The organism is Acinetobacter sp. HR7 (assembly GCF_000773685.1).
Lineage (GTDB): Bacteria > Pseudomonadota > Gammaproteobacteria > Pseudomonadales > Moraxellaceae > Acinetobacter > Acinetobacter thermotolerans.
Map to the genome: position 1 here is coordinate 1 of NZ_JPQO01000145.1, position 14,508 is coordinate 14,508.

At 42.7% G+C, this 14,508-nt stretch carries 12 protein-coding genes; 4 read left to right on the forward strand and 8 right to left on the reverse strand.

The window, feature by feature from the left end:
• Positions 1-11: 11 nt before the first annotated feature.
• Positions 12-845: an MASE3 domain-containing protein gene (locus tag GW12_RS06420; RefSeq protein ID WP_034585117.1), complete on the reverse strand. Its 834-nt coding sequence runs from the start codon at positions 843-845 to the stop codon at positions 12-14.
• Positions 846-1,538: 693 nt separating this feature from the next.
• On the opposite strand from GW12_RS06420, the gene GW12_RS06425 reads away from it, so the two are divergent.
• Entirely contained in the window at positions 1,539-2,426 is an 888-nt protein-coding gene (locus GW12_RS06425; protein WP_034585120.1) for a diguanylate cyclase, read from the forward strand.
• A gap of 87 nt (positions 2,427-2,513) precedes the next feature.
• On the opposite strand, the gene GW12_RS06430 is transcribed toward GW12_RS06425, so the two are convergent.
• Genes GW12_RS06430 through GW12_RS06460 form a run of 7 tightly spaced genes read right to left on the reverse strand, consistent with a single transcriptional unit; the run spans position 2,514 to position 8,402 of the window.
• Positions 2,514-3,800: an MSMEG_0569 family flavin-dependent oxidoreductase gene (locus GW12_RS06430; protein ID WP_034585123.1), complete on the reverse strand. Its 1,287-nt coding sequence runs from the start codon at positions 3,798-3,800 to the stop codon at positions 2,514-2,516.
• Between the two features lie 11 nt (positions 3,801-3,811).
• A complete protein-coding gene (locus GW12_RS06435; RefSeq protein ID WP_034585126.1) occupies positions 3,812-4,105 on the reverse strand; it encodes an MSMEG_0570 family nitrogen starvation response protein in 294 nt (97 codons plus the stop codon).
• Entirely contained in the window at positions 4,093-5,139 is a 1,047-nt protein-coding gene (locus GW12_RS06440; protein ID WP_034585129.1) for a sll0787 family AIR synthase-like protein, read from the reverse strand. Before GW12_RS06440 ends, GW12_RS06435 begins: the two co-directional genes overlap by 13 nt.
• Positions 5,140-5,739, reverse strand: coding sequence for an MSMEG_0567/Sll0786 family nitrogen starvation N-acetyltransferase (locus GW12_RS06445; protein ID WP_034585132.1), 600 nt, complete (start codon positions 5,737-5,739; stop codon positions 5,140-5,142).
• 11 nt (positions 5,740-5,750) lie between these two features.
• Positions 5,751-6,830, reverse strand: a complete 1,080-nt coding sequence (locus tag GW12_RS06450) for an MSMEG_0568 family radical SAM protein (protein ID WP_034585135.1) — start codon at positions 6,828-6,830, stop codon at positions 5,751-5,753.
• 48 nt (positions 6,831-6,878) lie between these two features.
• Entirely contained in the window at positions 6,879-7,886 is a 1,008-nt protein-coding gene (locus GW12_RS06455) for a Nit6803 family nitrilase (protein ID WP_034585138.1), read from the reverse strand.
• A 33-nt stretch (positions 7,887-7,919) separates the two neighbouring features.
• Positions 7,920-8,402 carry an MSMEG_0572/Sll0783 family nitrogen starvation response protein gene (locus GW12_RS06460; protein ID WP_034585141.1) on the reverse strand — a complete coding sequence of 161 codons (483 nt, stop codon included), beginning with the start codon at positions 8,400-8,402 and terminating at the stop codon, positions 7,920-7,922.
• A gap of 224 nt (positions 8,403-8,626) precedes the next feature.
• Between GW12_RS06460 and GW12_RS06465 the strand changes: the two genes are divergently transcribed.
• The 3 genes from GW12_RS06465 (at position 8,627) to GW12_RS06475 (ending at position 14,195) form a co-directional block, all read left to right on the forward strand.
• A complete protein-coding gene (locus GW12_RS06465) occupies positions 8,627-10,552 on the forward strand; it encodes a sigma 54-interacting transcriptional regulator (protein ID WP_034585144.1) in 1,926 nt (641 codons plus the stop codon).
• Positions 10,553-10,805: 253 nt separating this feature from the next.
• A complete protein-coding gene (locus tag GW12_RS06470; protein WP_034585146.1) occupies positions 10,806-13,358 on the forward strand; it encodes an EAL domain-containing protein in 2,553 nt (850 codons plus the stop codon).
• 138 nt (positions 13,359-13,496) lie between these two features.
• Positions 13,497-14,195 carry a DUF1826 domain-containing protein gene (locus tag GW12_RS06475; RefSeq protein ID WP_034585148.1) on the forward strand — a complete coding sequence of 233 codons (699 nt, stop codon included), beginning with the start codon at positions 13,497-13,499 and terminating at the stop codon, positions 14,193-14,195.
• Positions 14,196-14,508 lie beyond the last annotated feature (313 nt).

Genomic DNA, 14,508 nt, shown 5'->3' on the forward strand with positions numbered 1-14,508 from the left:
TTATATCGAACTCAGGTTAAAAACTCTTGCGGCTCTTGTAGTAATTGAGAACATACCGGGCAATCTTTAGCTTTTACACGAGGATCATGTGCCAGCTCATGAATAGAACGTCCGGTCAGTTCGATCGCGGTTAAACCATGCAGTTTGGCAGCTGCCAGATTGACCTGCTGAATGGTTTGGTCAGAATTAACGATATAAGTTGGATCTGGAATGGTGTCATACGTGCTGGCTGCCTTGGACAGCATGCTAAACGGCTCTTTGATGGTTGACTCGACCAGAGCCATATAGATAAACCAGTACGAATAAACTTTCAGGATATGCCCGATTAGGTTGGCATCGGCATATACGGAAACATACTGGGTAAAAGCAAATTCAGACGCCATCATGGTTAGCATGGAAAGACTGATACCAAAAGTCATTTGTGGCGATAAGTAAGTGCGGCGTTGCCAGAGCAGTACCAGTGCCACTGCTAGTACGGCAATAATCAGATATTCACTATAAATTTTAAAAGCCGTTAAGCCTTGACTATCAATAAAGGCTGTCGGGAAAAAACCGAACAGGACTGCGGTGACAATTCCAGCACTTACCAACCCCAACAACAGACTAATCGGCACCAGTTTGACGGTTCGTATCAGTATGAATGGCGCAGCCAGCATGGCGAAGGCTTGCAATAGGCGGGCCCCAATCCATAATTGCGTCGCCTGATTGGCATTTTCTACCGGGAGAATCGGCATGCCCTTGTAGAGCAAAATATGGAACAGATCAATAAATCCACACCAGCCAAGCGCAATGGCAATAAAAACTGCAAAATAGTTTTTAGTGAAATTCCATGAGATTACAGTCACGATCAGTGCGGTAAACGCAATAATGATTGAAATCAGCTCGGCCGAGGTATGGGTAGGAAGCCAAAATGTTGATTAGACCACCAGATCAATAAGGCAAAAATCGTGGGAGTAATGACCATCATATAAGGAGAAATAAACGACTTGAGGTCAAATACATCTGGTGAAAAACGGTCACGAGATGATTTAGGCATAAAATTCCCCAATGAAAGCCATAAGTGGTCTTATTCAATAAAACTTTAAAATAGTGTGCTAACTAAATGAATATTCACGTGATGCAACTAAACATTAACGCTATGCGAGTTATATGTAAATACCGGTATAAATGGATTAAATACTAAGCTGATATAAACTTTATATATCTCAAATAAGAACTCCATCAGCGTTATAGGCATGCTTGCTTTCCAATGCTTTAACACCGTGACTTTTGAATTCAGTTATATATGTCTTTACCCTAGTCTTTAATTGTTTTTTTCTAAATTTTTATCGGTGGATCTTCGCTGTTTATTTATGTAGAGTTTCCTACTTTTTATAACGTGATAGTCTTAAATTCAGCTTAATAAAAGACCACAAATCAAGTAAAATAAAATGAAGATCAATGATTTATAGGAATACTTGCTGATACGATATTTTGAATACTTTAAATAGATTGCTGTTTTATCTATTCCCTCTTCAATATACTTATTTGGGACGTTTATGGATCAATTACATCACACTCTAAATTCTGAAAATACAGAACTGGTCGAAATAGCGGAGGGTATTCGTCTACATGTCGCTTGGGCACAAAAAGTATTTCAATATCTGGTGTTAAAAACATCTCCCGAGCCAGAATTTTCCGAGAAAAAGAGTCACTTGTTATGTGATTTTGGTAACTGGTTTGAATTAAATCGCAATAAACTCGAAAAAATCAGCCCTGCTAAAACACAAGCACTGGAACAGGCACATTGTCTGGTACACCAGCATATGCATCGGATATTTTTCAGGATGAATGAAAATCAGCAGGTCGATGCATCGTTAGTGGAACAATATCAAACTAGCCAGAATACGTTGCTGGAACTGCTGATTTATTTTAGAGCCTATTTTATTACCCAAGCCTTGCAATATGATCCATTAACCGGCTTGCCTTTAAGATATGGCATGGAAGAACAATTCAATGCCTTACGCCAGATTACTAAGAAAAATCAGAAAATACTGGCCGTGGGTTTGCTGGATTTAGATCATTTTAAAAGAGTTAATGATCAATATGGGCATCAATCTGGTGACGAAGTGCTTGCACATACGGCGCAGATCCTGCGAGATTCTCTGCGAGATACAGACCATATTTTTCGCTATGGTGGAGAAGAATTCTTAATTTTTCTGGAAGTGGATCATACTGATTCCCTACATGAGATTATCGACCGGATTTTTCAGTCCATTCACAGCAAGCCGACCCAATTGAAAAGTGGCGAAGTGATTCATACCACTGCCACCATTGGCATTATTCTGGTGGAGCCGAATGAAAGCATGCAGACTGCGATTGCACGAGCAGATCAGGCCATGTATCAAGGAAAGCAGCAAGGCCGAGACCAGGCTGTCTTTGCCTGATTCAAGGTTATTCATTTTATATCTGCTTAACGGAAATGACCGCATAAAATCATGCGGTCAAAATTTATAGAACTTAATGTTGAGCATTTAAGCAATCATCTCTGCATATTTTTCCTTAAAGGCATGATGGCGTTGAATAATATGTTCAGATAAATATTGTGAATCCTGATCGATCCCTAGGAAACGCCCTGATCCCCAAGTATATAACCATGGTAAGCCGATAAAGCTGACATCTGGATCCACTGTAATCCCACGATCATGTTTTGGATAACCGCTGTTTTCAAAAATATCCAGATCAATCCATGAGTAATCCGGTTTAAAGCCGATACACCAGATAATTGAAGTAATATTTTCTTCAGCTAAATTAATTTCTGTCCGCTCTGTTTCTGGTTGCCATACTGGTGTATAGACACTGACAGGTTCAGCCGTTTCAATTCCATTCTGTGCAATATAGGCATCAATGGAAGCATTAATACGGTTATAGGTGGAATCTGCATTATCTAGATTCTGTACCAGATTTGGCTGGAATTTAAGTGAACCATTTTGATAGTCAGCAAAACGTCCAAATAACTGCATACCTTCGAGCGCGAATTTGCGCAGATCGATGTCGCGACCACCATCACGGCCGGTTACATAATGGTTGGTACTGTTACGGACTTCTTCACTATAGCGATGGTCTTTTACCGTGGTTTCGTAATAGCCCATCTCAAACAGCCATTTCACCACATCTTTGCCGCGATAAAAACGTGCACAACGTGGTGCATCACCGATGGACAGATAGACTTTTTTGCCAGCTAAATGCAGATCTTCTGCGATCTGCGCACCAGACTGGCCAGAACCGATAACCAATACATTCCCTTCCGGTAATTGCCCAGCATTAAAGTACTGCTCGGAATGAATGGTATAGACATGCTCTGGCAATTCAGAACTGAGTTTTGGATAGATTGGCGTGTGATAACCACCCGCAGCAATCACGACCTGATTTGCTGTGGTTTCACCAATGCTGGTTTGAATATGGAAATGCTGCTCGGCAATTTTAGTGACTTGTTCAACGGCGACATTTAATAATGCAGGTGGATTTAGCTTTTCAATAAATCTATCCAGATAGTCGACAATTTCATCACGTTTCATAAAACCGTCTGGATCATTGCCGTGATAGGGATGGTTCGGCAATAAACACTGCCAGTTTGGCGTTACCAAAGTAAAGTTATCCCAGCGTTTTTTACGCCAGCTATGGGTTAGACAATCTTCTTTTTCTAAAACGACATGATCGATATTGGCCTGTTTAAGATAATGGCTCACTGAAAGTCCAGCCTGCCCACCACCGACAATAACGACATCATAATGTGATTTTAAGCTTGTTGATTGGAACATAATGATTTCCTCTAGTCGATGTTATAAATGTCAGTGATTTCAATGGTGTCTTCAGGCTTGACTGAGAATGACGCAGCCTGTTCCTGAATACGGTTGAGCGTATCCATGGCTGAACTACAGGCAAAGCCGTAACGTGCACGTACCCGTTCGGAAGCGGCATGCAGGGCCTGTTCAGCCTGTTTTAAAAATTCCTGACCGGCCCATTGCTGACCTTTCTGAAAATATTCATAGACAATGGTGCTGGGTGAATAGAAATTGCTGCTTTGACCATTCGGCCATTTCACTGTGAAATTCACGCTTGGCATACGCTGAGCTCCTCTTGTCTAAAATCATGTTGATATCTTTGAAAATCTTGGATCTGTTTTGCGTAGCACAGACCGGTAAATGCTTGCTGGAAGTCCCAGAATTCAGCTTTTGAATCTTTGTTAAAAACAGTGACTTTGCCTGAATCTTTGACTTGCCCAATCACGGCACAATGCAGATCCTGTGAAGCAAAGAGTTCAATAATTTCTTCACACTCTGCATCGTCAGCAGTCAGCAGGAAACCATAACTAGGAAAGATTTGTAGCCAGTGCTGCCAGTCGACATCTTGCGGTTTAATAATCTGATCCAGCTGAATATCTGCACCACAGCCGGATGCCTCCAGTAACATCAGCAGGCTGCCCAGAATGCCGGCATTGCTAATATCTCGTGCTGCATAAGCTAAGCCCTGTTCTGCCAGTTGTGGCAGGATTTCCAGTTCTGCCTGTAACTTGGCTCTATCTACATTTTCAAAGCATTTCCAGTAAGTGGTGTTTGGATGGAACTGGCCTTTCATATTGAGTGCCAGCAAAATATTTTGTTGTGGTTGCACATGCATGACTGATAACAGCCGCTTAGCCTCCCCCTGGATTGATACGGAAAGTGCTGGCTGAAAATTTGGTTCTATATGAGTATGTCCACCTACTAATGGTACGCCGTAGCACTGACAGGCATCCTGCATCCCTTGAATTAATGCTTGTGCTTGCTCAGTGCTGCGATGCCAAAAGCTATTCACCACAGATGTCGCCCGGCCTCCCATTGCTGCAATATCACTGATATTCGCCATCACCGCTGACCAGCCTGCAAAATAGGGATGATTTTCTACAAAACTTGGAATCATGCCTTCACAGGCATGCAGCATATAGCCATGTTCTGTGGCAATCGCAGCGGTATCATCTCCCGGTAAGGCATACAGATCAGCCAGCTTTTCAATGTTTGGTTGGGCTATTTTGATCCCTTGACCAATATTCATTTTCGCTTGCATGGCGGGTGTGCGTCTGAGGTAGCCGAGCAGCCGTTCAAGTTCTGACTGATTCATTTACACCTCCTGCATTGCATAGGAATGCTGCATATAAGCCTGACTGATATTGCTCAATGGGTAATGTGCTAGATCCGCCTGCATCAGTACATGCGGAATATTGGCAACCTGAATATTCTGTTCGCTATGCCAATGCAGCTTTTGGAAATACCCTTCATTCTGTTGCTGTACTGTCGCGAGAAAACGCTGACATCCCAGATTTTTTGCAGTAGAAACAGCTGCATTGATTAGGGCTTTGCCAATGGCTCGGTGGTGGCGATATAAGGGATCGACACAGAGCCGGCCACCCCACCAGGTCTGTTTGCTGTCAGGAAAGATTCGGACTGCACCAATGACACGATCCGGTTCACCAAACATCTGACCAATTGCCACAATACCGAATGCTTTAAAATCGTATTCATCCCGATCTTCTTTCAGAATTTGTTGTTCATCACGAAATGTCGCTTCACGCAGTCGGTAATACTGACGTCGCTCCCAGTCTTCGCTGACGATTTTGATCACGATATCTGCACTAATAAATTCATCAGCCAGATAATGTTTCAGTTGCTGGTTAACTGCCTGCAGCCATGGGTTTTGTGAAAGATCATCATCTAAATACATCGCGATCTCTCCTATTCATAAGCTTTGAGTGATGAGCAGGCACCGCATTTGGCACAACCCGCCTGAGTGTCTTCAGACTTCAATTGATGCTGTTTCAACTGAGCACCAATTTCCGGATAGAGCGCCTGCATAAATTCAGGCTCAGGTTTTGGATGATGCTCAAGTGGTGTACCTTGAATCGGTACGAATGGCACCACAAATGGATAGACACCGATTTCAGTCAGTTTAGCTGTCATCTCCAGAATTTCTTCTTTTGTATCTCCTAGACCGGCCAGAATATAGGTACTGACCTGACCCCGGCCAAAGACTTCAACGGCTGCCTTAAATGCCGCAAAATATTTATCCAGGGATACTTCCGCTTTACCCGGCATGATCTTGTGTCGCACCCGATCACTGACTGCTTCTAAGTGCATGCCAATAGATACGGCGCCTGCATTTTTTAACTTGGCAAACCAGCTAAAATCGTCAGGCGGTTCACATTGCACCTGGATTGGCAAATCGACCGCTGCACGAATTGCAGTGACTGAATCAAATAAAATCTCGGCACCACGGTCTGGCGTGTTCGGCGTTCCTGTTGTCAGAATCATCTGAGTAATCCCATCCAACTCGACGGCTGCTTTAGCCACTTCTGCCAGTTGTTCAGGACGTTTACGGATTAAGGTTCGGCCATCTTTGAGAGATTGATCAATGGAACAGAACTGACAGGCAGTTGTCTTGTCATTCATACGAATACAGTGCTGCAACACAGTAGTTGCCAGAACATCATGACTGTGCAAGGTGGCAATCTGTTCATAAGGAATGCCATCTGCAGTTTTTAGGTCATAAAACTTAGGGCGTTTCGGTGCAGTCAGCGTGGCAACCGGAATCTTATTTTTGAAAACAATGACATTGTCGGTTGCTTTGTCCTGCTGTGCAGTATAAGGAGAATCCTGAGCGGCAAGATTCAGTACGGGAATCATCATGGTCTGTCCATTCAGACTCAGGGCTTTATGGTCGCTTGGGCCGGCACCACCTTTACGGGCCAGACCGACTTCACCTTCCCATTTCAGGCCATTGCATTGCAGGTCACTGAGTAATTCAACTGCTGACATGGCGACACTCCTTACACGTAATACTTAATTCATTTTCAAATTTGACTGCTATGCTTTACTTAGCAACTCTTCTGTTGGGGCGGTAAAGTTGCTCATTTTTTCTTGGTTTGTTGATGGATTAGATTCTGGATATTCATGTAAAACCTGGGTTTTGCGGCGATCAATCAGCAGGCTCAGCAATTCAGGGCGACTGTAATGACCCACTGAGTCCATCATGCGTTTGCGTTTATCGATCAGGCTAAAGTCCAGATCGGCAATCACATAACCTTCACCTTCAGTTAAAGGTGCAGCTAAAAATTTGCCTTCTGGTGAAACAATGGCAGTAAAGCAACCCCCTGAGATTGGACCCTTTTCACAGCCGATGTCCTGCATAATTTGTTGTTGCTGTTCTGGTGTCAGCCATGCTGTGGCATTCACTACAAAACAGCCCGATTCCAGGGCATGATGCTGAATGGTTGCAGAGATTTGATCGGCAAACACCTGTCCGACTAAAGAACCAGGAAACATTGCGGCATGAATCTGTTCACCATCTGCCATCAAGGCAAAACGTGCCAGTGGGTTGTAGTGTTCCCAGCATGCCAATGAACCAATTCGTCCGACGGCGGAATCAATGGCGCGTAAACCACTGCCATCACCTTGTCCCCACACCATACGTTCATGGTAAGTCGGGGTGATTTTGCGACGATGCTGGATGATGCTGCCATCCGTATCAAAGAGCAGCTGGGCGTTATAAATTGTCCCACCTGCACGTTCATTAATTCCAATGGAGACCACCATCTGCGCAGCACGACATGCTGAGCCAATGAGATCCGTGGCTTCTGAAGGCACCACCACAGATTCATTGAGCAGTTTGAGATGTTCTTTACCCATCGCAAACGGTGGCTGGACAAAGGAAAAATAAGGGTAATACGGCACCACAGTCTCAGGAAAAACTGCAAATTGCACACCTTGCTGTCCAAGCTCAGCAATCAGCTCACAGACCTTTTTCACGGTGCCTGCTTGGCTATAAAGCACTGGACTACACTGTACGGCTGCAGCTTTTACGATTCGACTCATGGTTTTACTCCCCTATTTTTCCTAATCTTTGAATTACACAGTCCAGGTATCGATGATTAATGCGTTGTCGCGACGCATCAGTAGTTTCAGATCCATCACATCCAGTGGATTGATAGCGCGAATACCTGGAATGAGTGCTTTTTCAGTCTGGCCATACAGCGCTTGGAGTGCGAAGCGGCAGGCATAGACTTCACCACCTTCTTCCATAAAGGCTTTCAGCTGGTTGTTAACTGCCAGATGACCAGGGAAAGCTTCAGCACCTAATGTTGGGAAACCACGTTGTACGCCAAGTTGTACGCCTGGACCGTAAAGCAGGATTTTGGTTTCAAAGCCTTTACGTAACAAACGTTTCGCCTGCAGTACATTGACTAAACCAATCGAACCTTCAAATGCCACGGTATGGAATGTCACCAGTGCTTTTTCACCTGGTTGGGCTTTAACATCCTCAAATACCTTTTCTTCATAGTCGACCAGGAAGTCGCCATCTTTATATTGTTCGATATCTACTTTTGGCATAATGCGCTCCGATAAGATGAGTTAAACAACCTTGATTGGTTTGTCTTAGTTATTGCCAAAGCCGTGCCAGATAAAGAAAATTGCTAAAAATATTTTTTAAACTATTGTTTTTATTTAATATTTAATTTTTATTATTTTTTTAATGTTTAAATAAAAGTCTTTTACAATTATGAAATTTCGTATTACTATGATTTTTCATAGCTATATCTACGAAATTTCATATCATGGCAGCAGACTTTATTTCTGGTTGGGCACAATCTGAGGACTCTTTACGGCCTTTGGCTTTCGAGCATGCCGCACAGGCATTGATGGTGATTGATCCGAAAGAGAACCGTTTTATTGATTTCAATATTGCTGCTGCCCGCCTGCTGCGTTATGAACGGCATGACTTGTTGAAAAAAACAGTTACTTCTCTTTTTGGTCATTTTACCCAGCTGCCCTATCTGATCGCCTTTACCGAGGAAACGCTAAATAAAGGTCAGGCCTGGAATAATGAGATTTATGCCTTTGACCGTAACGGCGAGAAAATCCAGCTGGATGTGCATTCAATCCATTTACCGTATCAACAGCATGACTACATGATCTGGTCGCTGGTGGATGTGAAAGACCTGGAGCTGCGCCAATTTAATAAAAATGCCGACAAGGCCATACGTGCGGGTCTACTGGAATGGCAGGCATTACAGGAACTGTTTATTGATTCCGATACGGGTAAACATTTATTGCTGAGCGCCGTGGGCGACGGGATTTATAGTATTAATCACCAGGGACTGTGTACCTTTATTAACCCGGTCGGTGCCAAAATGCTGGGGCTGAAACCTGAAGATGTTATCGGCAAGAATATTCACCAGATTCACCATCATACCCATGAAGATGGCCGGCATTATCCTGTAGAAGAATGTCCGATTTATGCAGCAGTCCATGACGGCGTGGTGCATGAAGGTATTCAGGAAGTGTTCTGGCGGGTGGATGGCAGCTATTTTCCAGTTGAATTTACCAGTACCCCGGTGATCCGTGATGGCGAAATTATTGGCGCCGTGGTGGTCTTTCGTGACATTTCTGAACGCTTGAATACCGAGGCCAAGCTTACCCAGGCGCTGAATGAACTGCAAAACCTGAAAAGCCGTCTGGAACAGCAAAATGAATATCTGCAGGAAGAAATCCTGCAAGACAATCAGTACCATGAGATTGTCGGGAATAGCAGTTCGATCCGGGAAATTATCGAAAAGATCAAAGTTGTTGCGCAAACCGATGCCAACGTGATGATCTATGGCGAGTCTGGTACGGGTAAGGAATTAATTGCCCGTGCGATTCACCAGTCTAGTCATCGCAAGCAGCAGCCTCTAATCCGGGTTAACTGTGCCGCAATTCCAGCTGAACTGTTTGAAAGTGAATTTTTTGGTCATGCCAAAGGTGCCTTTACCGGCGCTGTCCGGGATCGTGCCGGACGTTTTGAACTGGCAGATCAAGGCACACTCTTCTTGGATGAAATCGGTGAAATTCCACTCGAGTTGCAAAGTAAACTGCTTCGTGTCTTGCAGGAAGGCACCTTTGAACGGGTCGGTGAAGAACGCACGCGTAAAGTGAATGTCCGGATTATTGCTGCGACCAACCGTAATCTAAAACTGGAAGTCAGACAGAAGCGCTTCCGGGAAGACCTGTATTTCCGCCTGAACGTATTTCCAATTTTTTCGCCTGCACTACGTGAACGTAAAGAAGATATTCCGCTGTTGGTTAGCCACTTTAGCAAGCTGATCAGTGAAAAACGTAGAGTGCCCTACCTTTCCTTTAGCCAGAAACATATCCAGGAATTGCAACGTTATAACTGGCCCGGCAATATCCGTGAATTACAGAATGTGCTGGAACGTGCCATGATTACCGCCCGGCACGGGGCTGTGTCTTTCCAGTATTTATTGGAACAGGACGGACAGCCCGTTGCGCATCCGGCAAAACAGCCTAATAGTCCATTACAACAAAACCTTCCAGAGATTCTAACCATCGAGGATATGAAACAGCTGGAAATAGATAACCTGAAACGCGCCGTTGAGCATTGTGATGGAAAAATTTTTGGAGAAAATGGTGCAGCAAAATTGCTGGGAATTAATCCAACGACCTTAATTTCCAAACTGAAAAAGTTGAAAATTGAATATTAATTCAAGGCACATATAAGGGGATAAACATTCAATTTTAATCAAGAAACAGACTTAAGTTAAAGTCTAAAATATATAAGTTTTTTAGACAATTATATATAAACATGCTCATGATTCTGCTATTTTATTTAGTAGAATTAATTATCCCTATTTAGCGAATTTTACATAATTTGAAGTAAACATTTCGTCTAAATGGATTATACAGCCATGAAGCAAATATAGATAATATAACGACAACAACAGGATGGTCTGCCATATGGGTCAAACAGCAAGTTATTTAGACACCCAATCAATCTTTGATTTGATTGGGCAACATGCTGATTTATCGCTCATATTTCAAACCATCAGTGAATGGCTGGAAAACCGGATACCGAATTCGATGGTATCCGTTATGCTGTATTCGGAAGAACAACAAACCTTAAATTTGGTCAGTGGTGAAAAACACTTTTCAGCCCGTTATCGTGAACTGATCACTGATCTTAAAATTGGTCCAAATGTGGGAGCCTGTGGTTCCGCTGCTTTTTATAAAAAATTAGTCATTTGTGAAAATCTGGATACAGATCCCAACTGGCAGTCATTCCATGATCTGATTCAAGAAGAAAATATACACGCTTGCTGGTCTGCTCCGATTATTAATGCCGTGGGAAAACTCTATGGCACCTTCGCGACCTATTATCGCTTTCCTAAACGTCCAACAGCTACCCATATTCAATTAATTCGCCATGCCGCCTCTTTAATTGCTCTAAGTATGGATCTGCATGTCGAACGGCAACAACGTCTGGCGCTGCATGATAAATACCGCTCTTTCTTTACCTATCACCCAGATGCGATTTTTGAACATAATCTGGATGGCATTATCATTGAAGCCAATCTAACTTCTGAAATAACAACCAAATTCCATCTGGAAGAGCGGCTGGGGGTCCATTTTTCGAATTTCATTGCTGAAGAATATAAATCCGTTACACAAGCCGCCTTCGATCAGGCCTTGAAAGGCAATAGTCAGCATCTTGAAATTCAGGCAGTCAATGGTTTGGGTAAAGCATACTGGTTGGACCTAACCTACCTACCAATTAAACAAGCTGAAGAAGTGGTTGGAGTTTTCAGTATTGCTCGTGATATTACTGAGCGACGTGAAAGCGAAGAAATGTTGCGTCTATTGAAACGCAGTGTCGATGCCAATCCACATGGACTCGCTTTAATGCGCGCCACCAAAGATCAGCCCATTGAATATGTAAATCCAGCTTTTGAAGAACTTACGGGCTATAAAAAAGAAGAGCTGATTGGTAAGAGTTGCCGAATTCTAGAAGGTCCGGACACAGATCCTGAGATCATTCTGGAAATAGAAAAGGCACTCATAGAAAAAAAAGAAATCAAAACCATTCTTAAAAACTATCGTAAAGATGGCAGCTGGTACTGGAACCAATTAATCTTAGGCCCAGTCTTTAATGACAGTAATGTCTGTACACATTTTATTGGCATACAGCAGGATATTACCCAACAGCTGGCCGATAGTGAATATATCGCCCGTCAGCAAACCCATGACACTTTAACTGGCTTGATTAATCATCACACCTTTGAAACACGACTGGAGACTGCCTTCCGTGAACACCGAGAGAATCATGGTTCGCTGATTGTCATGTATATTGAATTAGATGGTTTCCAGCCTCTCAATCACAGTTTAGGTTACCTGCTGGGTGATCAACTTCTGGTTGCGGTTGCAGAGCGTCTGAGTCAGTTCTTTAAACAAGATGATATTATTGCGCACTTCTCTGCTGACGAATTTGGCATCATTCTGAATAATTATCAGGATTTAAAACAGGTCGTTGTCATTGCAGAACAAATCCTCAAAAGCCTTTCTGCCCCATTTGATATTGAGGGTCATAAAATCCATATCAGTGCCAGTATTGGGATTGCTGATGATGACCCTCAGATCGAAAAATCCAGCCAATTCCTGCATCATGCCATCCATGCCATGAATGAAGCGAAAAAAGAAGGTGGTAATACCTGGCATTGGTATGCATCTAATTCTGCCACCACACCAAAAGTGGATTATGTCATGATGCGCCATGAACTCATGGTGGCGCTGGAAGAAAACCAGTTTAGGGTGTTCTATCAACCGGTGATTGATGCGCGCTCAGGCCAGCTCAAAAGTGTAGAAGCCTTAATCCGCTGGCAGCATCCAGAAAAAGGGTTTATCTCTCCAGCCGAGTTTATTCCATTTGCTGAAGAAACAGGCCAGATTGTCGCCATTGGACAATGGGTTTTACAGCAAGCTTGTCAGGATATAGTCGAATGGAATAAGCAAAATGGGGCGAGTTTCAGTGTGGCAGTGAACCTTTCCCCTTTACAGTTTAAGCGCACCGGCTTTTTGCATGAATTACAAGAAACACTGAAAAATACCGGATTAGCACCTGAATTATTAAAAATTGAAGTAACCGAGAACATGTTAATCGCCGGTGCGGATCGTTCTTTGGAGATTTTGAAAGCGCTGCGTGATTTGGGAATTCAAGTGTCTGTGGATGACTTTGGAACGGGATATTCGAGTCTGAGTTATTTACGTACCTTACCGGTAGATGAAATCAAACTGGATCGCTGCTTTATTGAACATTTACCTGAAGATGAAAAAGACAGTGCGATTGTTGCCGCGATGATTGTGATGGCGCATAAACTTGGTCTTCAGGTGGTTGCGGAAGGGATTGAGGACTTAGCGCAAGCGGAGTTTTTAAGACAACAAGAGTGTGATTATTTCCAGGGTTATTATTTTGCGAAACCTGCCGCGCTGACCGAGTTAAAGTTAAATTATCCATAATTTCGCATGATGGATTCATGAGTAAATAATTAGAACTAAAAGTAAGCCCAAAATTTGGATATAGCTTATTTATTCTGCTTCACTTCTAAAAATCTAAGCGTATTATTGGGCACAGTTTATTAATCGCTTTTCTCCTAGATGACCAATACATTTTCTGACAATCATCAAATTCAAGTTGTTTCGACTTTTGCCGAGCTGATTCATACAAAATTTAAAGATGAAATGAATGCTGCCTGCTGGTCTAGAAATTTGGTTGGCGATTTTAAAGAAATTGTCGATCAGCTTGAATTAAAAGAAAATATTACTGAAGTTTCTATTCAAGATCTGTTAGCACTTCAGCTTTCTGAAAATGGTCATCTTGCCCGAGAAATTATTCTGCAAGATATGCAGTTATTAACGGAATACGGTGCTTCCCCTGCCCTGAATCTGCTGAAATGTTATGAACGGGATGATGAGTTCGATTTTATTTCGACAGATGTTTATTCCTATCATGTGGACCGCTCACCAATCGAAACGGATACTTTTTTATGTACCTATCATGGTGCTGCGAGTGATATTTTGCCCAATCACCAGGCCGAACAAAAAATCCTGATTCCAGAAATCAGGGAACAACTGAAACAATTACATGATGGTCCTGAAGAATCGTTCGAAAAGTTTCTGGAAGAATATTACTTTGACCTGCATTATCAACCGAAAGCGGATGCACAGCCTGTCAATCTAGGCGTAGGAAATCTTTGGCGACTGGCAGTGGATCATCCTACCCAACAGACTTTACCCTGCGTGCATCGGGCACCTGTAGAAAATGATGGTGAGTATCGACTGTTATTGATCTGTTAAAAGATTGACTATTCCCTTATTCAATCTGTTTAAACTCTGGGTTAATCAGGAATAGAACCAATTGTTTTATATGAAATTTCATATAATGTTAACTTTTGTATGAAAAAAGTACTGCTTTGTAAGTAATATCCTACACAATTTAGAGTAATTACCCTATTTTAACATTGCTTAATTCTTGTCATTATCTTTCACACAAAGAGCTGGCAAGGAAAGCCGGTAATAACCGCATAATTATTATAATAAAGTCGAAAGACAGCGAACTTACGGGATGTAAGTGATAAAAGAAGAGACTACAGCCGCTAAGCCTTATAGT

Coding starts and splice junctions, on each gene's coding strand:
- GW12_RS06425 (WP_034585120.1), top strand. CDS start 1,539: ATGGATCAATTACATCACACTCTAAATTCTGAAAATACAGAACTGGTC.
- GW12_RS06430 (WP_034585123.1), bottom strand. CDS start 3,800: ATGTTCCAATCAACAAGCTTAAAATCACATTATGATGTCGTTATTGTC.
- GW12_RS06435 (WP_034585126.1), bottom strand. CDS start 4,105: ATGCCAAGCGTGAATTTCACAGTGAAATGGCCGAATGGTCAAAGCAGC.
- GW12_RS06440 (WP_034585129.1), bottom strand. CDS start 5,139: ATGAATCAGTCAGAACTTGAACGGCTGCTCGGCTACCTCAGACGCACA.
- GW12_RS06445 (WP_034585132.1), bottom strand. CDS start 5,739: ATGTATTTAGATGATGATCTTTCACAAAACCCATGGCTGCAGGCAGTT.
- GW12_RS06450 (WP_034585135.1), bottom strand. CDS start 6,830: ATGTCAGCAGTTGAATTACTCAGTGACCTGCAATGCAATGGCCTGAAA.
- GW12_RS06455 (WP_034585138.1), bottom strand. CDS start 7,886: ATGAGTCGAATCGTAAAAGCTGCAGCCGTACAGTGTAGTCCAGTGCTT.
- GW12_RS06460 (WP_034585141.1), bottom strand. CDS start 8,402: ATGCCAAAAGTAGATATCGAACAATATAAAGATGGCGACTTCCTGGTC.
- GW12_RS06465 (WP_034585144.1), top strand. CDS start 8,627: ATGGCAGCAGACTTTATTTCTGGTTGGGCACAATCTGAGGACTCTTTA.
- GW12_RS06470 (WP_034585146.1), top strand. CDS start 10,806: ATGGGTCAAACAGCAAGTTATTTAGACACCCAATCAATCTTTGATTTG.
- GW12_RS06475 (WP_034585148.1), top strand. CDS start 13,497: ATGACCAATACATTTTCTGACAATCATCAAATTCAAGTTGTTTCGACT.